The sequence below is a fragment of the Streptomyces sp. ID05-26A genome (assembly GCF_033794685.1).
In the GTDB taxonomy this organism is placed as follows: Bacteria; Actinomycetota; Actinomycetes; order Mycobacteriales; family Pseudonocardiaceae; genus Lentzea.
In genome coordinates this window covers 681,679-700,950 of the sequence record NZ_JARAYZ010000003.1, presented here as the reverse complement: position 1 = coordinate 700,950, position 19,272 = coordinate 681,679, and the positions used below count along the sequence as shown (strand labels likewise).

16 protein-coding genes are annotated in these 19,272 nt (G+C 71.3%); 9 read left to right on the top strand and 7 right to left on the bottom strand.

All coding sequences use genetic code 11. The annotated features are described in order from the left end of the window. The first annotated feature begins 28 nt into the window (after window positions 1-28). Together PV646_RS30455 and PV646_RS30450 are read left to right on the top strand one after the other, a co-directional pair. Window positions 29-1,111 (top strand): sensor histidine kinase, encoded by a 1,083-nt coding sequence (locus PV646_RS30455; protein WP_500345726.1) that lies wholly within the window; start codon window positions 29-31, stop codon window positions 1,109-1,111. Further along, the gene (locus tag PV646_RS30450) at window positions 1,108-1,773 is read left to right on the top strand and encodes a response regulator (protein WP_500345725.1); all 666 of its coding nucleotides are present in this window, start codon (window positions 1,108-1,110) and stop codon (window positions 1,771-1,773) included. Before PV646_RS30455 ends, PV646_RS30450 begins: the two co-directional genes overlap by 4 nt. On the opposite strand, the gene PV646_RS30445 is transcribed toward PV646_RS30450, so the two are convergent. Then, window positions 1,728-5,840 (bottom strand): nSTAND1 domain-containing NTPase, encoded by a 4,113-nt coding sequence (locus tag PV646_RS30445; RefSeq protein WP_500345724.1) that lies wholly within the window; start codon window positions 5,838-5,840, stop codon window positions 1,728-1,730. The two genes, PV646_RS30450 and PV646_RS30445, sit on opposite strands and share 46 nt — an antisense overlap. 96 nt (window positions 5,841-5,936) lie before the next feature. On the opposite strand from PV646_RS30445, the gene PV646_RS30440 reads away from it, so the two are divergent. Continuing rightward, window positions 5,937-6,461, top strand: a complete 525-nt coding sequence (locus tag PV646_RS30440) for a helix-turn-helix transcriptional regulator (protein ID WP_500345723.1) — start codon at window positions 5,937-5,939, stop codon at window positions 6,459-6,461. Window positions 6,462-6,471: 10 nt separating this feature from the next. Continuing rightward, window positions 6,472-7,395 (top strand): peptidoglycan-binding protein, encoded by a 924-nt coding sequence (locus PV646_RS30435; protein WP_500345722.1) that lies wholly within the window; start codon window positions 6,472-6,474, stop codon window positions 7,393-7,395. Here PV646_RS30435 and PV646_RS30430 read toward each other — a convergent pair. Next, window positions 7,292-7,612: a patatin-like phospholipase family protein gene (locus PV646_RS30430; protein ID WP_500345721.1), complete on the bottom strand. Its 321-nt coding sequence runs from the start codon at window positions 7,610-7,612 to the stop codon at window positions 7,292-7,294. The two genes, PV646_RS30435 and PV646_RS30430, sit on opposite strands and share 104 nt — an antisense overlap. A gap of 158 nt (window positions 7,613-7,770) precedes the next feature. On the opposite strand from PV646_RS30430, the gene PV646_RS30425 reads away from it, so the two are divergent. Continuing rightward, window positions 7,771-10,317 carry an MGH1-like glycoside hydrolase domain-containing protein gene (locus PV646_RS30425; RefSeq protein WP_500345720.1) on the top strand — a complete coding sequence of 849 codons (2,547 nt, stop codon included), beginning with the start codon at window positions 7,771-7,773 and terminating at the stop codon, window positions 10,315-10,317. Further along, a complete protein-coding gene (locus PV646_RS30420; RefSeq protein WP_500345719.1) occupies window positions 10,314-11,684 on the top strand; it encodes an alpha-amylase in 1,371 nt (456 codons plus the stop codon). Before PV646_RS30425 ends, PV646_RS30420 begins: the two co-directional genes overlap by 4 nt. Here the strand turns inward: PV646_RS30420 and PV646_RS30415 are convergent. Then, on the bottom strand, window positions 11,626-12,636 hold the full coding sequence (locus tag PV646_RS30415; RefSeq protein ID WP_500345718.1) for an AI-2E family transporter: 1,011 nt from the start codon (window positions 12,634-12,636) through the stop codon (window positions 11,626-11,628). The two genes, PV646_RS30420 and PV646_RS30415, sit on opposite strands and share 59 nt — an antisense overlap. Next, window positions 12,636-13,055, bottom strand: a complete 420-nt coding sequence (locus PV646_RS30410; RefSeq protein WP_500345717.1) for a DUF7144 family membrane protein — start codon at window positions 13,053-13,055, stop codon at window positions 12,636-12,638. Before PV646_RS30410 ends, PV646_RS30415 begins: the two co-directional genes overlap by 1 nt. 149 nt (window positions 13,056-13,204) lie before the next feature. Between PV646_RS30410 and PV646_RS30405 the strand changes: the two genes are divergently transcribed. Genes PV646_RS30405 through PV646_RS30395 form a run of 3 tightly spaced genes read left to right on the top strand, consistent with a single transcriptional unit; the run spans window position 13,205 to window position 16,035 of the window. Beyond that, window positions 13,205-15,031 carry a glycoside hydrolase family 15 protein gene (locus PV646_RS30405; protein WP_500345716.1) on the top strand — a complete coding sequence of 609 codons (1,827 nt, stop codon included), beginning with the start codon at window positions 13,205-13,207 and terminating at the stop codon, window positions 15,029-15,031. Window positions 15,032-15,067: 36 nt separating this feature from the next. Continuing rightward, window positions 15,068-15,553: a DUF1269 domain-containing protein gene (locus PV646_RS30400; RefSeq protein ID WP_500345715.1), complete on the top strand. Its 486-nt coding sequence runs from the start codon at window positions 15,068-15,070 to the stop codon at window positions 15,551-15,553. Next, window positions 15,550-16,035, top strand: a complete 486-nt coding sequence (locus tag PV646_RS30395) for a potassium channel family protein (protein WP_500345714.1) — start codon at window positions 15,550-15,552, stop codon at window positions 16,033-16,035. The genes PV646_RS30400 and PV646_RS30395 overlap by 4 nt, the downstream gene beginning before the upstream one ends. Here the strand turns inward: PV646_RS30395 and PV646_RS30390 are convergent. The 3 genes from PV646_RS30390 to PV646_RS30380 all read right to left on the bottom strand — a co-directional run bounded on the left by PV646_RS30390 (window position 16,001) and on the right by PV646_RS30380 (window position 19,189). Beyond that, on the bottom strand, window positions 16,001-17,290 hold the full coding sequence (locus PV646_RS30390) for an MFS transporter (protein ID WP_500345713.1): 1,290 nt from the start codon (window positions 17,288-17,290) through the stop codon (window positions 16,001-16,003). The two genes, PV646_RS30395 and PV646_RS30390, sit on opposite strands and share 35 nt — an antisense overlap. Window positions 17,291-17,483: 193 nt before the next feature. After that, the gene (locus tag PV646_RS30385; protein ID WP_500345712.1) at window positions 17,484-18,191 is read right to left on the bottom strand and encodes a hypothetical protein; all 708 of its coding nucleotides are present in this window, start codon (window positions 18,189-18,191) and stop codon (window positions 17,484-17,486) included. Next, window positions 18,188-19,189, bottom strand: coding sequence for a hypothetical protein (locus tag PV646_RS30380; protein ID WP_500345711.1), 1,002 nt, complete (start codon window positions 19,187-19,189; stop codon window positions 18,188-18,190). Before PV646_RS30380 ends, PV646_RS30385 begins: the two co-directional genes overlap by 4 nt. Window positions 19,190-19,272 lie beyond the last annotated feature (83 nt).

Sequence of the window (19,272 nt, the reverse complement as noted above, 5' to 3'; positions counted from 1 at the left end):
AGCGCGAACGGAGGATTAGGGTGCACGCATGAACAGTCGCCGGCTGGACTGGGTGATCGCCGCTGGAGTCGCGGTGAGCCTCGTCGTGGCCGGGCACCCCGCCACCGCGCCCGGCTACGCGTTGCTGGCCGCGAGCGGACTGGCGCTCGCCGCGCGCAGGACAGCGCCGAGAACCGTGCTCGTGGCGACCGGGGTGCTGGCGCTCGGCTACCAGGCCACCGGCGCGGACGTGCCGGTGATCGCGTTCCTGTTCGCCGTCTACGCGACCATGCGGGCGGGCCACCGCCTGTTCACGCTCACCGGTTCCGTCCTGATGCTCGCCACCCTCCCCCTCGCGGCGCTCCTCTCGCCGCGTGACCTCACCACCTACGAGGCGTTCGCCCAGACCCGCGACGTCCTGCAGATCGCGTGGCTGATCGCCGCCGCGGCCGCCGGTGAGGCGCTCCGGCAGGCCGAGCGGAGAGCCGACGAGGCCGAGCGCACCAAAGAGGAGACGGCACGCAGGCGAGCCGGCGAGGAACGCCTGCACATCGCCCGCGAACTGCACGACTCGCTCACCCACCAGATCTCGGTGATCAAGCTGCAGGCCGAGGTCGCCGTCCACCTCGCCCAGAAGCGCGGCGAGGACGTGCCCGAGTCGCTCGTGGTGATCCGGGACGCCGGGCGGGAAGCCGCCAGAGAACTCCGCGCCACGCTCGAAGCCCTGCGAGACGACGACAAGAACCCGCCGCACGGCATCAAGGACGTCCCCGAACTCGTGGAGCGCGCCCGGTCCACCGGGCTGGACGCCGAACTCACGATCGAGGGCAGCCACGAAGGCGTCCCGGCGGCGGTGGAACGCACGGCGTACCGGATCGTGCAGGAGTCGCTCACGAACATCTCCCGCCACGCCGCCGCCGCGACCGCGCGCGTTCACATCGACTACCGCCCGGACTCGTTGGTCATCAAGGTCGACGACGACGGCAAGGCCACGCCGAAGAACCCCGAACCCGGCGTCGGACTGCTCGGCATGCGTGAACGGGTGACCGCGCTCGGCGGCCACCTCCAGGCGGCACCCCGCACCGAGGGCGGTTTCCGCGTGCGGGCCGAACTCCCCGTGGCACAGCCGTGATCCGCGTCCTGCTGGTCGACGACCAGCCGCTCATCCGCAGCGGTTTCCGCGCGTTGCTGGAGGCCGAGGACGACATCGAGGTCGTCGCCGAGGCCGCGACCGGCGCTCAAGGCGTCGACCAGGCACGGAGACACCTCCCGGACATCGCCCTGATCGACGTCCAGATGCCGGAGATGGACGGCATCGAGGCCACCAGGCAGATCGCCGCCGACCCGTCGCTGGAGAACACGCACGTCGTGATCCTCACCAACTACGGCCTGGACGAGTACGTCTTCCACGCGCTGAAGGCGGGCGCGGCCGGGTTCCTCGTCAAGGACGTCCAGCCGGAGGACTTCCTGCACGCCGTCCGGGTCGCGGCGCGCGGTGACGCCCTGCTCGCCCCGTCGATCACCCGCAGACTGATCGACCGCTACGTGAGCCAGCCGCCGCACCCGGACCAGAGCCTCGATCACCTCACGAACCGCGAACGCGAGGCCGTCACGCTGGTCGCGCGCGGCCTGTCGAACGACGAGATCGCCGCGAGCATGGTGATCAGCCCGTTCACGGCGAAGACCCACGTCAACCGCGCGATGACGAAGCTGCACGCCCGCGACCGCGCCCAGCTCGTGGTGATCGCCTACGAGTCGGGCCTGGTGGTCCCGCAGACCTCCGAACGCGGGTAGGCGAAGGCGCAGATCCGCGTCTCGGCGGCCGCCGTGGACAGCGACCAGCGGATGATCCGCGAGTCGTTGGCGCCGGACACCAGCTCGTCCTCGCGCGTGAACGCCACGGCCTGCACCGGCCCGGCGTGCCCGGTCAGGGTGGTGCCCGACCGGGTGCCGAGGTCCCACACCACGACCGCGTCGTCCTCTCCCCCGGACGCGAGCGTGGCGCCGGACGGACTGAACGCCAGCGCCACCACCGGCGCGGAGTGGCCGGTCAGCGTCATCAGCTCGGCACCCGTGGCCACGTCCCAGACCTTCACCGTGCGGTTGGCGCCCGCCGTCGCGAACCGCGTGCCGTCGGGGCTGACCGCGACATCCCTTACGTCGCCCTGGCCGGTGCTCACGCGCCGTTCCAGCCTGTCGCCGGCCAGGTTCCACAGCATCGCTCCACCCGCCGGATCGGTGGAGATCAGCAACCGCCTGTCCGGCGTGAACTCCACCGCGCTCGCGATGTACGGGCCACCGGAGAACGCGCCCTGCTTCAACTCCGGCAGGCTCCACCGGAACCGGCCGAGCGACGCCGTGACGATCCCGCGCCCGTCCGGCTGGAACGCGATGTCGGTCGACGCCCCCAAACCGCTGTAGGACAACGACGACAGCCGCTCGCGCCGGGCGACGTCCCACAGGGAGATGGTGTGGTCGCGGGTGAGCGCGGCCAGCCGGGTGCCGTCCGGACTGAACGACACCGACTCCACCCGGTCGGAATGACCGTCCAAAGTGGCCAGAGCGGTGCCGTCGAGGTTCCACAGCCGCACGGTTCCGTCGTCACCGGCGGATGCGACCGTGCCGTGGGAGACGTCGATGTCGTTGATGCCGTCGGAATGTCCGGTGAACGGCGGGACGGCGTCCTCGCGCACCGCCACGATCCGGCCGAAGCCGCCGGACACCAGCAGCGTGCCGTCCCGTCCCAGCGCGATCGCCCGCGACTCGGTGCGGCCGCGATCGCGGTACGTCGTGATCGGCCGGCCGGTCCGGACGTCCCAGACCGTGATGAGCCCGTCCTCGTCCGCGACCGCCATCCGTCCGCCCACCACCCCGGACGCCTCCCACGCGTACGCGCCCTGCTTCGGCAGCCCGGACAGCGACTTCCCGCGCACGTCCCAGAACTTCACGCCGTCGCGCAACGTCGCGGTGCCGATCGTCGTGCCGTCGAAGACGACGTTGTTGACCTCCAGCGAGGGGATCTCACCGATCCGCGTGCCGGAGGCGACGTCCCACACCACCGGGTGTTCCCCGCCGTTCGCGGTGACCAGCACCGCGCCGTCCGAGCTGAACGCCAGCGCGGTGACCTCTTCGTTGTGCCCCTGGAAGATCCGGCTGGTCCGGCCGGCGACGTCCCACACCTCGACCGCGCCCCCGGCCACCCCGACGGCGAACGACGTCCCGGCGGGGTGGAACGCGAGCCCGGCGGTGATCAGGTCGAACTGGTGGGAGAACACGGCTTTCCCACTCGCGAGGTCCCAGACCACGACGTCACCGCGGCTCCCGCCCAGCGCCGGGAGCGACGCGTTCGAGGCGAGGAACCGGTCGTCCGCGCTGAACTCGGCCTGCCGGGCGTAGCCGCCGTCGGTGAACGTGTTGTGGTCGGCGAGCAGGAGCTTCCTCGACCGGGTCCGCAGGTCCCACAGCGTGACGTGGCCGTCCCGGTCGGCCGTCGCGATCACGTCCCCCTTGTGCGACACGTTCACGTCCAGCACGGGAGGGCCGTCGGCGTTCAGTTCGACGCGCCGGCGCGGCGCGGAGGCGGCGCTCAGCAACGCACCCCGGGTGTCGTCGTCCGCGTGCAGCCGATAGGCCTGCAGGGCGAGCGGCCCGGCGAGGTCGGGTGCCGTGTCGACGAGGCCCCGCGCGGACAACGCGGTCTGGTGCGCCTGCTCGATCCGTTGCCGCAACTGGGCTTCCCTCGACTGCCACCACGCGACACCGCCGCCGCCCACGGCCAGCAGGAGCAGCACGCCCATGATCGAGACGAGCTTGGTGAGCAGGCGGTTGCGGCGCTTCACCGTGACCTGCTCGGCCTCCTCCCGCGCACGGCTCGCCCCGAGGAACGCCTCCTCCGCCGCGTTCAACTCGCCAGGGTGGTCCTGCGCCCACGCCGACGCGGTGACCAGTTGCGCACCCCGGTAGAGCGCGCCATCATCCCGGTCGAGCTCGCTCCACGTGCGGACGGCGGCGGTCAGTCTGCGGTGGACCAGCAACGTCGAGCGGTCGTCGGACAGCCAGCGCTGCAACCGGGGCCACGCGCGGATCAGCGCTTCGTGCGCGATCTCGACGGTGTCCTCGTCCACCACGATCAACCGGTCGGAGACCAGTCGGCCGAGCACACCGTCGATCACCGGCGGCTCCGCGATGCCGTCGAGTTCGCCGCGGCGGATGGGGCGGCGGGTGTCCTCGGTGCCGTCGCCGAACGCGGTGAGCCGCACCAGGATCCGGCGCATGGCCTGCTGTTCGGCGCTCGCGAGGTCGCCGTGGGCACGCTCGGCGGTCTGCGCGATCGCCCCGCGCACCCCGCCACCGGCCCGGTACGCCGCCAGGGTCAGTTCGGTGCCGGAACGCTGCCACGTCTCCACGAGCGCGTGCGACAGCAACGGCAACGCGCCCGGCTCGGCCTCCACGTCGGCGAGCACGGTCGCGAGCAGGTCGGCGCCGACGGACAGTCCGCTCATCGCCGCCGGGCGCAGCACGATGTCGCGCAGGTCGGCGCTCGACGGCGGCCCGACCAGCACCGTCGCCTCGTCCGCCAGCGCCTCCACCAGGCCGGGGTGCTGCGTGACGTGGGCGAGGAAGTCCGCCCGGACGCCGAGCACGACCCGTGTGCGCCGATGGGGTCCCTGGGCCGCGTCCAGCAACACCCCGATGAACTGTGATCGTTCACTTTCGTTGGCGCACAGGGTGAACAGCTCTTCGAGCTGGTCGACGACGAACAGCACGCGGACGTCGTCCGGACCGTTCGCGAGCGCGTTGCGCACCTCGACGTCGAACGCCGCCGGGTCCGCGCCGAGGTCGGGACGCTTGCCGGTGAACGACGCCAGCGCGTTCGTGAGCGCCTCCAAGGGGTGCGCGGTCGGTGTGATCACGATCGGCCGCCAGGCCGTGCCGAGACCGCCGACGACACCGGCCCGCAGCAACGAGGACTTGCCGCTGCCGGACGCGCCGAACACCCCGACGACCGGGTGGCGGTCGATCCGGCGCCGCACCAGGTCGACCAGGTGGTCCCGGCCGAAGAACCACGGGTGGTGCTCCGGCTGGTACGCCATCAGGCCGCGGTACGGGCAGTCCGCGCGGGCGACCCTCGGCGGCGCGGGTTCGTGCAGGGGCGCGCCCTGCAGCATCGTCTCGTGCAGGGCGCGCAGTTCGGCGCCGGGTTCGATGCCGAGGTCGTCCACGAGCCGTTCGCGCGCCCGCCGGAACACCTCCAGCGCCTCGGCCTGGCGGGACGCGCCGTAGAGGGCGGTCATCAGTTTGGCGTGCAACGGTTCCCGGTACGGGTTCGCCTCGGTCAGCTCGGCCAGCCCGCCGATCACGTCGGCGTGCCGGCCCAGTGCCAGTTCCGCGGCCGCCCGCGTCTCCGCGGCACGCAGCCGGGCCTCCTCCAGCCGTGCGGCGAACTGGCCGGGCAGGTCCGGGTAGGCCGGGCCGCGCCACAGGCCGAGCGCCTCGGTGAGCAGGTCGGCCGCCTTGGCCGGGTCGCCGTCCGCGAGCGCCTGTTCGCCGTCCGCCGCCACCTGGTCGAACCGGTCCGCGTCGAGCTCGCCGGGTTCGATCGCCAGCTCGTAGCCGCCGGGCCCGCGGGTGATCCGGTCGCCGAGGCCGAGCGCGCGTTTGAGTTGGTAGACGTAGAGCCGGACGTTCTCCTGTGCGGAGGCGGGCGGGACCTCCCAGAGCACATCGATCAGCCGTCGCGCGGAGACGGGGGTGTTCGCGTGCCGCACCAGCATCGAGAGCAGGATCCGCTGTTTCGCCGACCGCAACGGGGTCTCCTCGCCGTCCGACACGACGATCGGACCGAGCACCCGGAACCGCACGCACCCTCCCCCATGATCGGCGGAACGGTAACAACGACCTCGCGTTATACGCACCCGATACGCAGAAATACGGCCCTTTGCCGACTGTTCCGGAATGTGCGAACCATCCATGTCTCGCTGTCGCTGCGCAGCACGCTGCTGGCCGACAGGATCTCGTCCCGCCTCACCACCGTGCCGTGGGCTGGCGCAGGCACTCCCGCCGACGTGATCGTCACCGACGCCTCGCGGGCGGCCGGACCGCGGACCGTCGCCGTGCTGCCGTCGTTCGACGCCGTGGAGGCCCTGGTGCGGCTGGGAGTCACCGGCCTCGTGCTCGCCGACGACCCTCCCGACGACATCGTGCGGGCGGTCCACGACGTGCACCGGTTCGGCGGCTGGGTGTCACCGCGGCTGGTGTCCTCGCTGCTGCCCGGTCCCCCGCCCGCGTCGCTGACCGTGCGTGAGCGGGAGACGTTGCGGCTGGTCGCCGAGGGGCGGGAGAACGCGGAGATCGCCGCGGCCATGTTCATCACGGTCAGCGCGGTGAAGTACCACGTGTCGAACCTGCTGAGGAAGTTCGGCTGCCGCGACCGCACACAACTGGTCTCGCGACTAGGGCGTCCGCTGGCGGTGCGTTCCTAGCGTGCTGCCCATGAGAATCCTCGTTGCCGCCCTGATCGCGTTCGGGGTCCTGATAGGTGTCGTCAGTCCCGCCCAGGCGGCACTGCCGTCGTGGCCGAACGTCAAGGAGGGCCAGAACGGCGCGAACGTCCTGACCGCTCAGCACCTGCTGCGCCACCGCGGCTACAACATCAGCGCCGACGGTGACTTCGGCCCGGCCACCGAGGCGGCGGTCAAGCAGTTCCAGAGCGCCAACGGCCTGTCGGCGGACGGCCAGATCGGCCCGAACACCTGGCCGAAGCTGGTCGTCAGCGTCAAGCAGGGCACCAACAGCAACGCCGTCCGGGCCGCCCAGGTCCAGCTCAACCGCTACGGCTACGGCCTGGACGAGGACGGCGACTTCGGCGGCGGCACGCACAGCGCGGCCGTGGCGTTCCAGAAGTCGAAGAGCCTCACCGCGGACGGCATCGTCGGCCCGAACACCTGGCAGACCCTGGTCGGCGGGTCGGGCTCCGGGGGCGGTGGCGGCGGCACGTTCAGCCTGCCGCTGGCCAAGAGCGCCCTGCCGCGCAGCGAGTACGACGACCCGCACCACGACTACCCCGCCATCGACCTGCCGGTGAACAGCAAGCCTGCGTACGCGATGGTCACCGGCACCGCCTACCGCATCAACGAGCCCAACGGCTGCGGCAACGGCCTGCGGATCGTCAAGAGCGGCGTCGACTACATCTACTGCCACTTCTCGTCGTGGTCGGTCTCGAACGGCGCCTCCGTCAAGGCGGGCGACCGGGTCGGCACGACCGGCAACACCGGCAACTCGACGGGTCCGCACCTGCACATCGCGATCAAGATCAGCGGAACGTCCTACTGCCCGCAGAACTTCCTGCTCGCGATCTACGACGGGCGCACGCCGCCGGCGCCGTCGTCGCTGCCCCGCACGGGCTGCTTCTACTGACGTGACCTACGGCTGGCCGCAGGTGTGACCGGCACTGTCCGGGCACCCCGCGGCCAGCCACTCGCGGGTGCAGTGCGAACCACGCGGCGTTGGCCGCGCCCACCGACGTGCCGACCATGAAGTCCGGGCGGACGCCGGCTCCGGTGAGCGCGGCCGGCAAACCGACCTCCGTCGTGCCCAGGCTCCCACCTCCCGCGAGCACGAACGCCGTCGCCATGCCCCCTCATCCTCCTCGCGCGAAGCCTCCGGGAGCGAGGGGCCAGCTCGTCCGGCACGGGTGGCCGCGCCTCGCCGAACCATCCCCGCCGGAGGAACCGGCACGCCTGATCTCCGCACCAGCCTTGGGTTTTCGACCAGAGACGAGAGGTGCGCGACGTGATCGGTGCGGAGAAGCAGAGGCTGCGGGAGGCGGGTCCGTGGCGGAAGTGGGGCCCCTACCTGAGCGAACGGCAGTGGGGCACGGTCCGGGAGGGCAACGGCGCCGGTGACGTGTGGACGTCGTTCACCCACGACCAGGCGCGGTACCGGGCCTACCGGTGGGGTGAGGACGGGATCGCCGGGTTCAGCGACGACGAGCAACGCGTCTGCCTGTCGCTCGCGCTGTGGAACGGCAACGACCCCATCCTCAAGGAACGGTTGTTCGGCCTGACCAACGGCGAGGGCAACCACGGTGAGGACGTCAAGGAGTGCTACTACTACCTCGACGCCACACCGACGTCCTCGTACCAGCGGATGCTCTACAAGTACCCGCAGGCGAAGTTCCCGTACGAGGACCTGGTCGCCACCAACGCCGCCCGCACCCGGCTCGACCCCGAGTACGAACTGCTCGACACCGGGGTGTTCGACGACGACCGCTACTTCGACGTCGAGGTCGAGTACGCCAAGGCAGGCCCGGAAGACGTCCTGATGCGGATCACGGCGCACAACCGCGGGCCGGAGGACGCGACGCTGCACCTGTTGCCCACCCTGTGGTTCCGGCACACGTGGTCGTGGGCGGGTGACGTCCGCGTGCCGACCCTGCACGTCTGCGAGCCGGGCACCGTGCGGGCCGAACACCCGGACCTCGGCGTGCGGTGGTGGTACGTCGCACCGCCCGCGCCGATCCTCGTCACGGAGAACGAGACCGACAACGAGCGGGTCTTCGGTTCTCCCAACGTGACCCCGCACGTGAAGGACGGCATCGAACGCGCCGTGGTGCACGGTGATCCCACCGCGGTCGCTTCGGACGGCGTCGGCACGAAGGCCGCCGCCCATTACGAGCTCACCATTCCAGCCGGACGGACCGCGACCGTCCGCGTCCGGTTCACCGACAGCAGTCTCGACGAGCCCTTCCTGGACTTCGACGCCGTCGTCGGCGATCGCCGCGAGGAGGCCGACGACTTCTACGACGACGTGCTCGGTGGTGACCCCCGCGGCGACGAACGGCTGGTGTGCCGACAGGCCCTGGCGGGGCTGCTGTGGTCGCGGCAGTACTACGCGTTCGACGTCGAACGCTGGCTGGCCGAGCGCGGCACCGATCCCCTGGGCCCCGACCAGAACTGGCGGCACCTCGTCGCCCAGGACGTCATCGTGATGCCGGACAAGTGGGAGTACCCGTGGTTCGCCGCGTGGGACCTCGCCTTCCACGCGGTGCCGCTGGTCGTCGTCGACCCGGAACTCGCGAAGCAGCAGGTCGAACTGCTGCTGGGCCGGCGCTACCAGCACCCGAACGGCCAGATCCCCGCCTACGAGTGGAACTTCGGCGACGTCAACCCGCCGGTGCACGCCTGGGCGGCGTGGTTCGTCTACCAGTACGACGGTGACAGGGAGTTCCTCGCCCGCGTCTTCCCGCCGTTGCTCAAGGCGTTCACGTGGTGGCTCAACCGCAAGGACGCCGACGGCCGCAACCTCTTCCAGGGCGGGTTCCTCGGGCTCGACAACATCGGGGTGTTCGACCGCAGCGCGCCGGTGCCCACCGGCGGGAGGCTCGACCAGGCCGACGGCACCGCGTGGATGGCGTTGTACTGCCAGAACCTCGTGCAGATGGCGATCGAACTCGGTGAGATCGACCAGGCCGCCGCGCTGCTGGAGAACCTGGCGTGGATCGCGGCGGCGACCGGCCACTCCGGCAGCGGGTTGTGGGACGAGGAGGACGGGTTCTTCCACGACGTGCTGCGCAACCCGGACGGCACCTCCACGCCGGTGAAGATCCGTTCGGCCGTGGGACTGCTCCCCCTGGCCGCCGCGACCGTCATCGGCCCGGACGTCCGGCGTGAGCACCCCGAACTGGTCGACGGCATGCGCGAGTTCCTCGACCGGCACCCGGCCGTGCGGGCGGCGTTGTGGGGTCACGGCGCCCAGGCGAACGCCAGCGGGCCCGTGCTGTTCTCGTTGTTCGACGAGAGCCGGTTGCGCCGGATCCTCGCGCGGATGCTCGACCCCGAGGAGTTCCTGTCACCGCACGGGATCCGTTCGCTGTCGCGCCGCCACGCCGAACACCCGTACGCCCTCACCGTCGACGGCGTCGAGCACCGCGTCGGCTACCTGCCGGCCGAGTCGGACAGCGGCATGTTCGGCGGCAACTCCAACTGGCGCGGGCCGGTGTGGCTGCCGATCAACGTGCTGGTGATCAGGGCGTTGCGGCACCTGCACGAGTACTACGGCGACGGTTTCACCGTGGAGTGCCCGACCGGGTCCGGACGCCACCTGACGCTGCGCCAGGTGGCGCAGGACATCGGCGACCGGCTGCTCGACACGTTCCTGCACGGTGTGGACGGCCGTCCTGTCCATGGTGGACAGACGCGGTATCGGGACCCGCACTGGCGTGACCTGCCCTTGTTCTACGAGTACCTGCACGGCGACAACGGCGCGGGCATCGGCGCGAGCCACCAGACCGGCTGGACCGCGCTCGTCGCCCTGCTGCCGCGGGAGGTGGCGCGATGAGCTGGCCGGAGCAGCCCGTGATCCACCAGGTCAACACGGCGGTGTGGCTCGGTGAGCTGTCCCGTGCGGAGGGCAGGGACGTCACGCTCGGGGACGTGCCCGCGTCCGCCTGGCGGGAGGTGACGCCGGACGGGATCGACGCGGTGTGGCTGATGGGGGTCTGGGAACGCAGCGAGCGGGGGCTGGCGATCGCGAACGCGCATCCCGGCCTGCGGGCGTCGTTCCACGAGGCTCTGCCGGACCTGCGCGCGGAGGACGTGATCGGGTCGCCGTACTGCGTGCGGCGCTACGTCGTGGCCGGCGAGTTCGGCGGTGACGAGGGCCTCGCGAAGGCACGTGCGGTGCTCGCCGCCCGCGGGGTGCGGCTGGTCCTCGACCACGTGCCGAACCACGTCGCGCCGGACCACCCGTGGGTGGTGGAGCACCCGGAGTTCTTCGTGCGCGACGAGAACGGTGACGCCGAACTCGGCAAGGACCCGTTCTTCCCGGCGTGGCCGGACGTCCTGCAGCTCGACGCGTTCTCCCCCGCCTACCGCACGGCCGTCACCATGACGCTCGGCTCGATCGCGGCGCGCTGCGACGGCATCCGCTGTGACATGGCGATGCTCGTCACGAACGAGGTGTTCGCCCGGACGTGGGGACGGACGCCACCGGAACAGGACTTCTGGCCCGAGGTCATCGGCGGGCTGCGGGCCGAGCACCCCGAGACCGTGCTGATCGCCGAGGCCTACTGGGACATGGAGTGGCCGTTGCAGCAGCAGGGTTTCGACTTCTGCTACGACAAACGCCTCTACGACCGGCTGATCGCCGGCGGTGACGTGCGGGCCCACCTGCGCGCCGATCCCGGATACCAGGCGGGGCTCGTGCGGTTCCTGGAGAACCACGACGAGCCGCGCGTCGCGAGCGAACTCGGCCGGGACGCGGCGAAGGCGGCGGCCGTGGCGATCGCGACGCTGCCGGGCGCGACGCTGTGGCACGAGGGCCAGTTCGACGGACGGCGCGTCCGGCCGCCGGTGTTCCTGGCGCGGCGGCCGGACGAACCGCTCGACCCCGAGCTCACCGCCTGGTACCACCGGTTGCTGGCGGTGGCGGGCGGTGTGCGGCGCGGTGAGTGGCGCCTGCTCGAGGCCGGGGGCTGGCCGGACAACCAGTCGTGCCGGCGGCTGCTCGCCTGGTCGTGGACGGCAGCCGGGGGCAGTCGGCACGTCGTGGTCGTGAACTTCTCCGGCCGGCCTGCTCAAGGATTGCTCCCGGTGGAAGCCGAGCGCTGCACCGACCTGCTCGACGGCAAGGAGTACGAACAGGATCTCAACGCTCTGTTCGTGGCTCTGGAGCCGTGGGGGTGTCACCTGTTCGCGGTGGTCTGAGCAACGCCGCCGCCCACCCCGCCGCCGGGTCGATGTCGACCAGCAGCACCTTCACCAGCACGGTGAGGGGCACCGCCAGCAACGCGCCGAGCGGGCCCAGCACCCAGGCCCAGAACACCAGGGCGAGGAACGTGACGGTGGTCGACAGCCCGGCGGCGTCCCCGGTGAAGCGCGGCTGGATCAGCGACTGCACCACGAAGTTCAGCACCCCGTAGAACGCCAGCACGGCCAGTGCCCGCTTCGGGCCGTGCTGCAACAGCGCCAGCACCGCGGGTGGAGCCACGCCGAGGACGAACCCGATGTTGGGGATGTAGTTGGTGACGAACGACAACACACCCCACAGCACCGCGAGCGGAACGCCGAGCAACACCAGCGCCACCGTGTCCAGCGTGGCGACGACGAGCCCGAACACCGTGGTGACCAGGACGTAGCGGCGGGTCCGGGACGCGAACTCCGTGAACGCCTCGCGCAGCAACGGCCGGTCCACGGCGATCTCGGCCAGCCGCGACCCCGCCCAGCCCACCTCGACGCCCAGGAACAGCAGCAGCGCCAGCAGGAACACCAGACTGGTGGTGAGGCTCGTCAGTTCGGCGAGCAGACCCCCGATCGCCCCGGCCAGCTGACCGCGGTCGATGCCGTCGATCACCCGTTCCGCCCGCAGCACGAGCTCGTCGCGGGCGAACTCCGGCAGCATCGACACCAGCCGCGCGCCGGACACCGCGACCGTGACGCCGATGGCCACCAGCACGCTGTAGACGAGCACGACCACCGTGGACGTCGCGAGCCACGGTGGCGCGCCGCGGCCGCGCAGCCACCGGTGCACGGGACTGATCGTGATCACGACCAGCAACGCCAGCATCGCCGGCGCCACCAGCCACGCGATCGCCCGCACACCGGCGACCACGACGACCGCGGCCGCGCCACCGAGCAGGATCGTGAGAGCTCTCGGCATCAGTGGTGGTGTGCCGATTCGTACTTCGCCGAGGCCGCCACGTCCGCTTCGACGCCGTGCACCACCACGGCCCAGATCACCGTGACGCACAGGGCGATGACGATCGTGGACCACAGCGGGTGCACCGACACGAACGCCAGTTGCGCCACCGCGTTGACGACCGCGAGCACCACGGCGACCACCCTGGCCCACGCGGCGCCCGAGAGCAGCGCGCCACCCGCGAGCGCCACCAGGACCCCGATCAGAAGGGTGATCCAGCCCCACGAGCCGATGTCGAAGACGAGCACCTGCTCCTCGGTCACGACGTAGTACTCGCTGTTGAACAACGCCACGAGCCCTTCGATGGCGTTGAAGGACCCCATGACGATCATCATGATGCCCGCGAACCAGATCCAGCCCAGCCAGCCTGTCTCCCGCATCGTGCCTCCGTTGTCTCGGACGGGGTTGCCCGACCACCGTGGCACCGGCGGGTGCGGCGGATCTTCACCCGTTCCGCGCGAGTGGCGGGGCGGTGCTCGGTCCGCGCGGGTGAAGACCCGTCCTGGCCCTTCCGCGCAGGGTCGTCCGCATGACCACACCACCCCCGTACCCGTTGATCGCCGACCACGGCCTGATCGGCGACCTGCAGACCGCGGCGCTCGTGTCCACCGACGGCACCGTGGACTGGTTCTGCAGCCCGAGGTTCGACTCGGCGTCCGTGTTCGCCTCGCTGCTCGACCGGCAGCGCGGCGGGTTCTGCCGCATCAGGCCCGCCGGCCACACCGGGCCGGGCAGGCAGCTCTACTTCCCCGACTCGGCCGTGCTGATCACCCGCTTCATGACCCCGGAAGGCACCGGTGAGGTCGTCGACTTCATGCCACCGCTACCGGACGAGGAGGCGACCGAGCGGCACCGGCTCGTGCGACTGGTGCGGTGCGTTCGCGGACGCATGACGTTCGAACTCGATGTGGCACCACGGTTCGACTACGGCAGGCGGGCTCACCGCACCCGGATCACCGACGACGGCGTGGTGTTCGACGACGGCCGGCACGGACTGGTGCTGCACGCGGTGCGGGAACCGGGCGATCCCCGGCTGGTGACCGGGCAGGTCACCGCCACGCAGGACCTGCACGCCACCCTGTCGCTGTCCGAGGGGCAGACGCGGGGCGTCGTGCTGGAGACCGGTGCCACGGGGCCGGCCAGGGCTGTTCCTCCGGCACGGGCGAAGGAACTCTTCGAGGCGACCGTGCGGTTCTGGCACGGCTGGCTGGCCCAGTCGACGTACCGGGGCCGCTGGCGCGAGGCCGTCGACCGGTCCGCGATCACGCTGAAGCTGCTGACCTACGCGCCTTCCGGGGCGTTGCTCGCCGCGCCGACCGCCGGGCTGCCCGAACAGCTCGGCGGCGAACGCAACTGGGACTACCGGTACACGTGGATCCGGGACGCCTCGTTCGCCGTGTCGTCCCTGCTGCGCCTGGGTTTCACGGCCGAGGCCACGGCGTTCGGGCGGTGGCTGACGGACCGGTGCGAGGAAGGCCTGCCGCTGAAGGTGATGTACGCGGTGGACGGGTCCGCCGACCTCACCGAGCAGGTGCTGGAGCACTTGGAGGGATATCGGGGATCGGCACCGGTGCGGGCGGGCAACGGCGCCGCGGGCCAGTTGCAACTCGACATCCACGGGGAGTTCCTCGACAGCGTGCACGCGGCGCACCTGGCCGGTGTGCGGATCTCGCATCGCGGCTGGCACGCCGTGGTCGAGCAGTTGGAATGGCTGGCGCAGAACTGGGACCAGCCGGAGGAGGGCATCTGGGAGACGCGCTCGGGACGTGCCGACTTCACCTACGGGCGGGTGATGAGCTGGGTGGCGTTCGACCGCGCGATCCGCGTCGCCACCGGGGAGGGGCGACCGGGCCCCGTGGAGCGCTGGCGTTCGGTGCGCGACCGGATCTACGGCCAGGTCTGGGAACGCGGCTGGGACCGCAAGACCGGCGCGTTCGTGCAGCGGTACGGATCCTCCGCGCTGGACGCGTCGTTGCTGCGGCTGCCGCAGGTCGGGTTCGTCTCACCGCGCGACCCGGTGTGGCTGGACGCCCTGGCCGCCATGGAACCGCTCGTGCACGACAGCCTCGTGCTGCGCTACGACACCGAGGCGGCACCGGACGGGCTGCGCGGTGAGGAGGGCACGTTCTCGTTGTGCACCTTCAACTACGTGACGGCGCTGGCGCTGTCCGGCCGGGAAGCCGAAGCGCGGCTGGTGTTCGAGAAGATGCTGACCTACGGCAACCACCTCGGCCTGTTCGCCGAGGAGATCGCTCTCACCGGCGAGCAGCTCGGCAACTTCCCGCAGGCGTTCACCCACCTGGCCCTCATCGACGCGGCCGTCACCCTCGACGCGCAGCTCACCCCTCGCGGGTGAGGACCGATGGCCACCACGTCTCGCACAGTTTCGGCCATGGCCACTTTGACGGTGTGGAAGTTCGACTCCTCCGACGGAGCGCGTGAGGCGCTCGACCTCCTGCGCAAGTTGCAGGACCAGCAACTGATCACCATCCGCGACACCGCGTACGTCTACTGGGAGGCCGATGCCAAACGCCCCAAGACCAAGGAGCTCGGCAAGCTCACCGGAGCGGGTGCGCTCGGTGGGGCGTTCTGGGGCCTGCTGTTCGGGCTGATCTTCTTCATCCCGGTGCTGGGCGCGGCGATCGGCGCCGGCGTCGGCGCACTGGCCGGAGCGCTGTCCAAGGCGGGCATCGACGACGACTTCATCGCTGACGTGCGGGAGAGCGTCAAGCCGGGCACGTCCGCGTTGTTCGTGATGTCCGAGCACGCCGTCGTCGACCGGGTCGCCGACCAGTTCAAGCAGACCGGAGCCACGCTGATCACGACCAACCTCTCGGCGGAACAGGAGAAGCTGCTCAAGGAGACGTTCACCTCTTGAACCGCGAGGTGACCTGGGCGGTGGTGCGGCCGGCAACGACTGTCGGGGTATTGCTGCTGGTCTACTACCGCCTGCCGATGGGCCAGCCGGAGGACGCGTACACCGTCCTCCGGCTGGTCTCTTCGTTGGTGCTGGTGGGGTTGGTCTTCTGGTGGCAGGTGCGGATGATCGCGCGGTCCGCGCACCCCGGCCGGCAGGGCGTGCAGGCACTCGCGCTCGTGGTCGCGTTGTTCCTGCTGGTGTTCGCCCAGGCGTGCTTCCTGCTCGCCCACCACCAGCCCGGCAGTTTCACCGTGCCGCTGAGCCGCACCGACGCGCTCTACTTCGTCGTGACTGTCTTCGCGACGGTCGGATTCGGTGACATAGCACCGGTGTCCGCCGTCGCGAGAGTCCTGGTGACGGTGCAGATGATCGGCAACCTGCTGGTGGTGGGCGTGGCGCTGAAGGTCATCCTCGCCGCGGTTCGCCGTCGCTCCGGATGAACAGCGCGAAGACCAGTCCCACCACGGAGAACAGGACCAGGAGCGTGAGCGCCGCGCGGTACGGGTGCCCGGCTCCGGTCAGAACGGAGCCGACGAGCGCGGTGCCGAACGACGACCCGAGGTTCGACACCGCGCGCGACACCCCGGACACGTCGGCCTGGTCGGCGTCCGGCCAGCGCGACTGCACGACGTTCACCGAGGCCGTCAGCATGATCCCGATTCCGGCGCCGAGGAGGATCAGCCCGACCGGTTGCTGGAGCGTCCCGGCGATCGTCAGCAGGAAGCCCACGCGGATCAGCGTGCGCTGCGAGTGCTTCCTCGCGAACCTGCCCGCCAGCGCGGACGTGACGAGCATGCCGACGGTGGCGGGCAGCAGCGCGAGACCGGTCTCGATCGCGCCGAGGTGCTGTTCCTGCTGCAGGTGAACGGAAAGCACGAAGAACGTGCCCTGCAGCACGAGCCACTGCACCAGCTGGGTGCCGAGCCCGAGGTTGGACGTGCGGTCCTTGAACAGCTTCGGCTCGCACAGCGGGTTCTCGGCTTTGTGGATGTACCAGGCGAACAGCGCGAGGACCGCGGCACCGGATCCGATGAGCACCCACGTGGAGGCCTGCCAGCCGTTGACGTTGGTGCGCAACACCCCCAGCACCACCAGGACCAGGCCCACGCCCGACAGCACGGCGCCGAGCAGGTCGAACCTCCCGCCCTCCGCCGGTGTACTGGGAAGGTTCCGGGCGAGGACGATGATCACCGCCACCACCAGCACCTGCAGCAGGAACGACGCCCGCCAGCTGAACGTGCTCGTGACCAGACCGCCCAGCAACGGTCCCGCCGCCGCCCCCAGCCCGCCCGCGCCCGACACCGCGCCGAACCCCTTGGCCCGCTGGGTCGCGTCGGTGGCGAGCGCGGTGACGAGGATGTAGATCGGCGGGATCATCAACGCCGAGCCGATGCCCTCGAGCAGCGCGTAGCCGACGAGCAGCAGGCCGGGGCCGGGGGCGAGCGCGGCGAGCAGCGCCCCCGTGCCGTAGATCGAGAGGCCCAGCACGAAGCACCGGCGGCGTCCCCAGAGGTCGGTGAGCTTGCTGCCCGGCACCATCAGCGCGGCCATCACGAGGGTGAAGAGGGTGATCGTGGTCTGGACGCCGGTGATCGTGGTGCCGAGGTCGTCGGCGATGGTGCTGATGGCGACGTTCATGTTGGTGGCCGCGTAGCTCGCGATGAACTGGGCCAGCGCCAGGGGGAGGATCTTCACGCCGGCCTGCTTCCCCGCGCGGCGGCCCCCGTCACACGCCCTCCCGCGCCCGCAGGTGCCCGGCCGCCCGGCCCAGCAGCCCCTGTCACACGCCCTCCCGCGTCCACAGGTGCCCGCCCGCAAGACCCGGTAGCCCCCGTCACACGCCCTCCCGCGCCCACAGGTGCCCGCCCGCAAGACCCGGTAGCCCCCGTCACACGCCCTCCCGCGCCCGCAGGTGCCCGGCCGCCTGACCCAGCAGCGCGTGCACCACCCGCAGCACGTCCGCCACCCGGTCCCGGTGCTCCAGCAGCACCTCGACCTGCCGTTCCGCGTCCCTCACCACCTTCGCGGCCCGCTGCCGCGCGCCTTCCTCGACCAGCCGTGCCTCGTGCAGGCTCTCCTTGCGCCGCAACGCGAGCGCCATCTCGAAGTCCTCCGCCACCTGCGCGCGGTGCCGGGCGGCCGCTTCGTCCAACGCGCGGCGGCGCGTCTCGCCCTCGTGGACCAGCCGGGTCATCCGTTCGCGCGTGGTCGCCAGCAGGTCGCGGTGCTCGGCGTGGGTCTGCTGGGCGCAGGCGAGGACGTGCCCCTCGATGGCGCTCGCCCGTTCGGTGATGGCGGTGGCCTCGGCGAGCGCGGTGTCGACGGCGTGGCGGAGGCGTTCTCCCACCGACTCGGGTGAGAGCGGTTGCCGGCACAGCCGGTTGACGCGGTCGTGCAGCGCGCGGTTCTCCTCGCGCAGCGCCTCCAGGGTGCGGGCCAGCGACGTGGCCCTGGCCTCGGCGGCGTCGCGGTCGGCGCAGATCAGGTCGAGGTCGCGTTCGGTCTCCCCGACGAAGTGCTGGACCTGGTCGCGGCGGTAGCCCAGCCAGGCGACGTCGAAGTCGGTGCGCAGCGGTACGAGTTCGGCGGCGGTCATGAGCGCACCAGGCCCAGCGGCACGCGGCACATGCCGCCGATGCCCTCGTAGGGAGCGGACGGGCTGGCGGCGTGCACCACGTGCACCGCCGCACCGCTGAGCAGTGCGGCGCGGATGGCCACGTCCGCGAGCAGGCCGCAGCGCCGGGCCGGTGACCACCCGCGCGAGACGTCGGTGGGGGCGGCGCCGTACCAGGCGGTGGCCTTGACGTCCTCCGGGCACGCGATCAGGAGGTCGTCGAGGCGGCCCGCGGCGATCGCGTCGAGGGTGTTGTCGTTGCCCTCCACGGCGAGACCGCGGGCGCGGCCACGCTCGTTGAAGTCCGCCAGCACGCCCTCGGTCCACGAGCGCGAGGCCGCGCGGATCTCGGCGGCGACGCGGCTCGGCGTGAGGTCGCGCCCGGTCCAGCGGACGACGACGTCGCGACGGACGGCGGCGGGCAGCGCCTCCCACAACGCGCCCACCACCTCGTCCTCCCCCGCGACCACGAGCAGCCTGGACTCCTGGCGCACCAGCATCTCCGCGCACGCCGCGGCGGCGGCCCGCACACCCGCGAGCCACTCCTCCGCCGGGTAGTTCATCGACACGCGTTCGTCGCCGGACACCAGTTCCGCGCAGCAGTGCCCGGCGGTCACGGCGACGCGCGGCGGGCGTTCCTGCAGCCAGGCGAGCAGCGGCAGGACGTGGGCCGGGGAGCTGAACCAGGCGAGGTCCAGGTGGCGCAGACCGGGCGTGTGGAAAACACGAGGCGGAAGTTCCTTGCCCGCGAACGCCACGAGCGTGTCGGCGGACGGGTAGGTGGACCTGGCGCGCCGCAACACCTCGCCGATCACCTCGACGACCTCGGCGTCCGCGCCGTCGCTGTGCAACTGGTCGGCCAGGCGGTGCCAGCGCGCCCGCCACGCCCGCAGGGGGCTCGATCCCAGATATACCGACGCGACGGGCCGGGAGGGCCGGACGACGTCGAGGAGGTCGCGCAAAGCGAGTCGATGGCTCATGGGGCAAAGGTTCTTCGCGCGGCGCTGTCCGCTGCTTCACCCGGCGAAGGTGAACCCCCTCCTCCGCCCCGCACCGCTACCGC

Coding starts and splice junctions, on each gene's coding strand:
- PV646_RS30455 (WP_500345726.1), top strand. CDS start 29: ATGAACAGTCGCCGGCTGGACTGGGTGATCGCCGCTGGAGTCGCGGTG.
- PV646_RS30435 (WP_500345722.1), top strand. CDS start 6,472: ATGAGAATCCTCGTTGCCGCCCTGATCGCGTTCGGGGTCCTGATAGGT.
- PV646_RS30430 (WP_500345721.1), bottom strand. CDS start 7,612: ATGGCGACGGCGTTCGTGCTCGCGGGAGGTGGGAGCCTGGGCACGACG.
- PV646_RS30420 (WP_500345719.1), top strand. CDS start 10,314: ATGAGCTGGCCGGAGCAGCCCGTGATCCACCAGGTCAACACGGCGGTG.
- PV646_RS30415 (WP_500345718.1), bottom strand. CDS start 12,636: ATGCCGAGAGCTCTCACGATCCTGCTCGGTGGCGCGGCCGCGGTCGTC.
- PV646_RS30410 (WP_500345717.1), bottom strand. CDS start 13,055: ATGCGGGAGACAGGCTGGCTGGGCTGGATCTGGTTCGCGGGCATCATG.
- PV646_RS30405 (WP_500345716.1), top strand. CDS start 13,205: ATGACCACACCACCCCCGTACCCGTTGATCGCCGACCACGGCCTGATC.
- PV646_RS30400 (WP_500345715.1), top strand. CDS start 15,068: ATGGCCACTTTGACGGTGTGGAAGTTCGACTCCTCCGACGGAGCGCGT.
- PV646_RS30385 (WP_500345712.1), bottom strand. CDS start 18,191: ATGACCGCCGCCGAACTCGTACCGCTGCGCACCGACTTCGACGTCGCC.
- PV646_RS30380 (WP_500345711.1), bottom strand. CDS start 19,189: ATGAGCCATCGACTCGCTTTGCGCGACCTCCTCGACGTCGTCCGGCCC.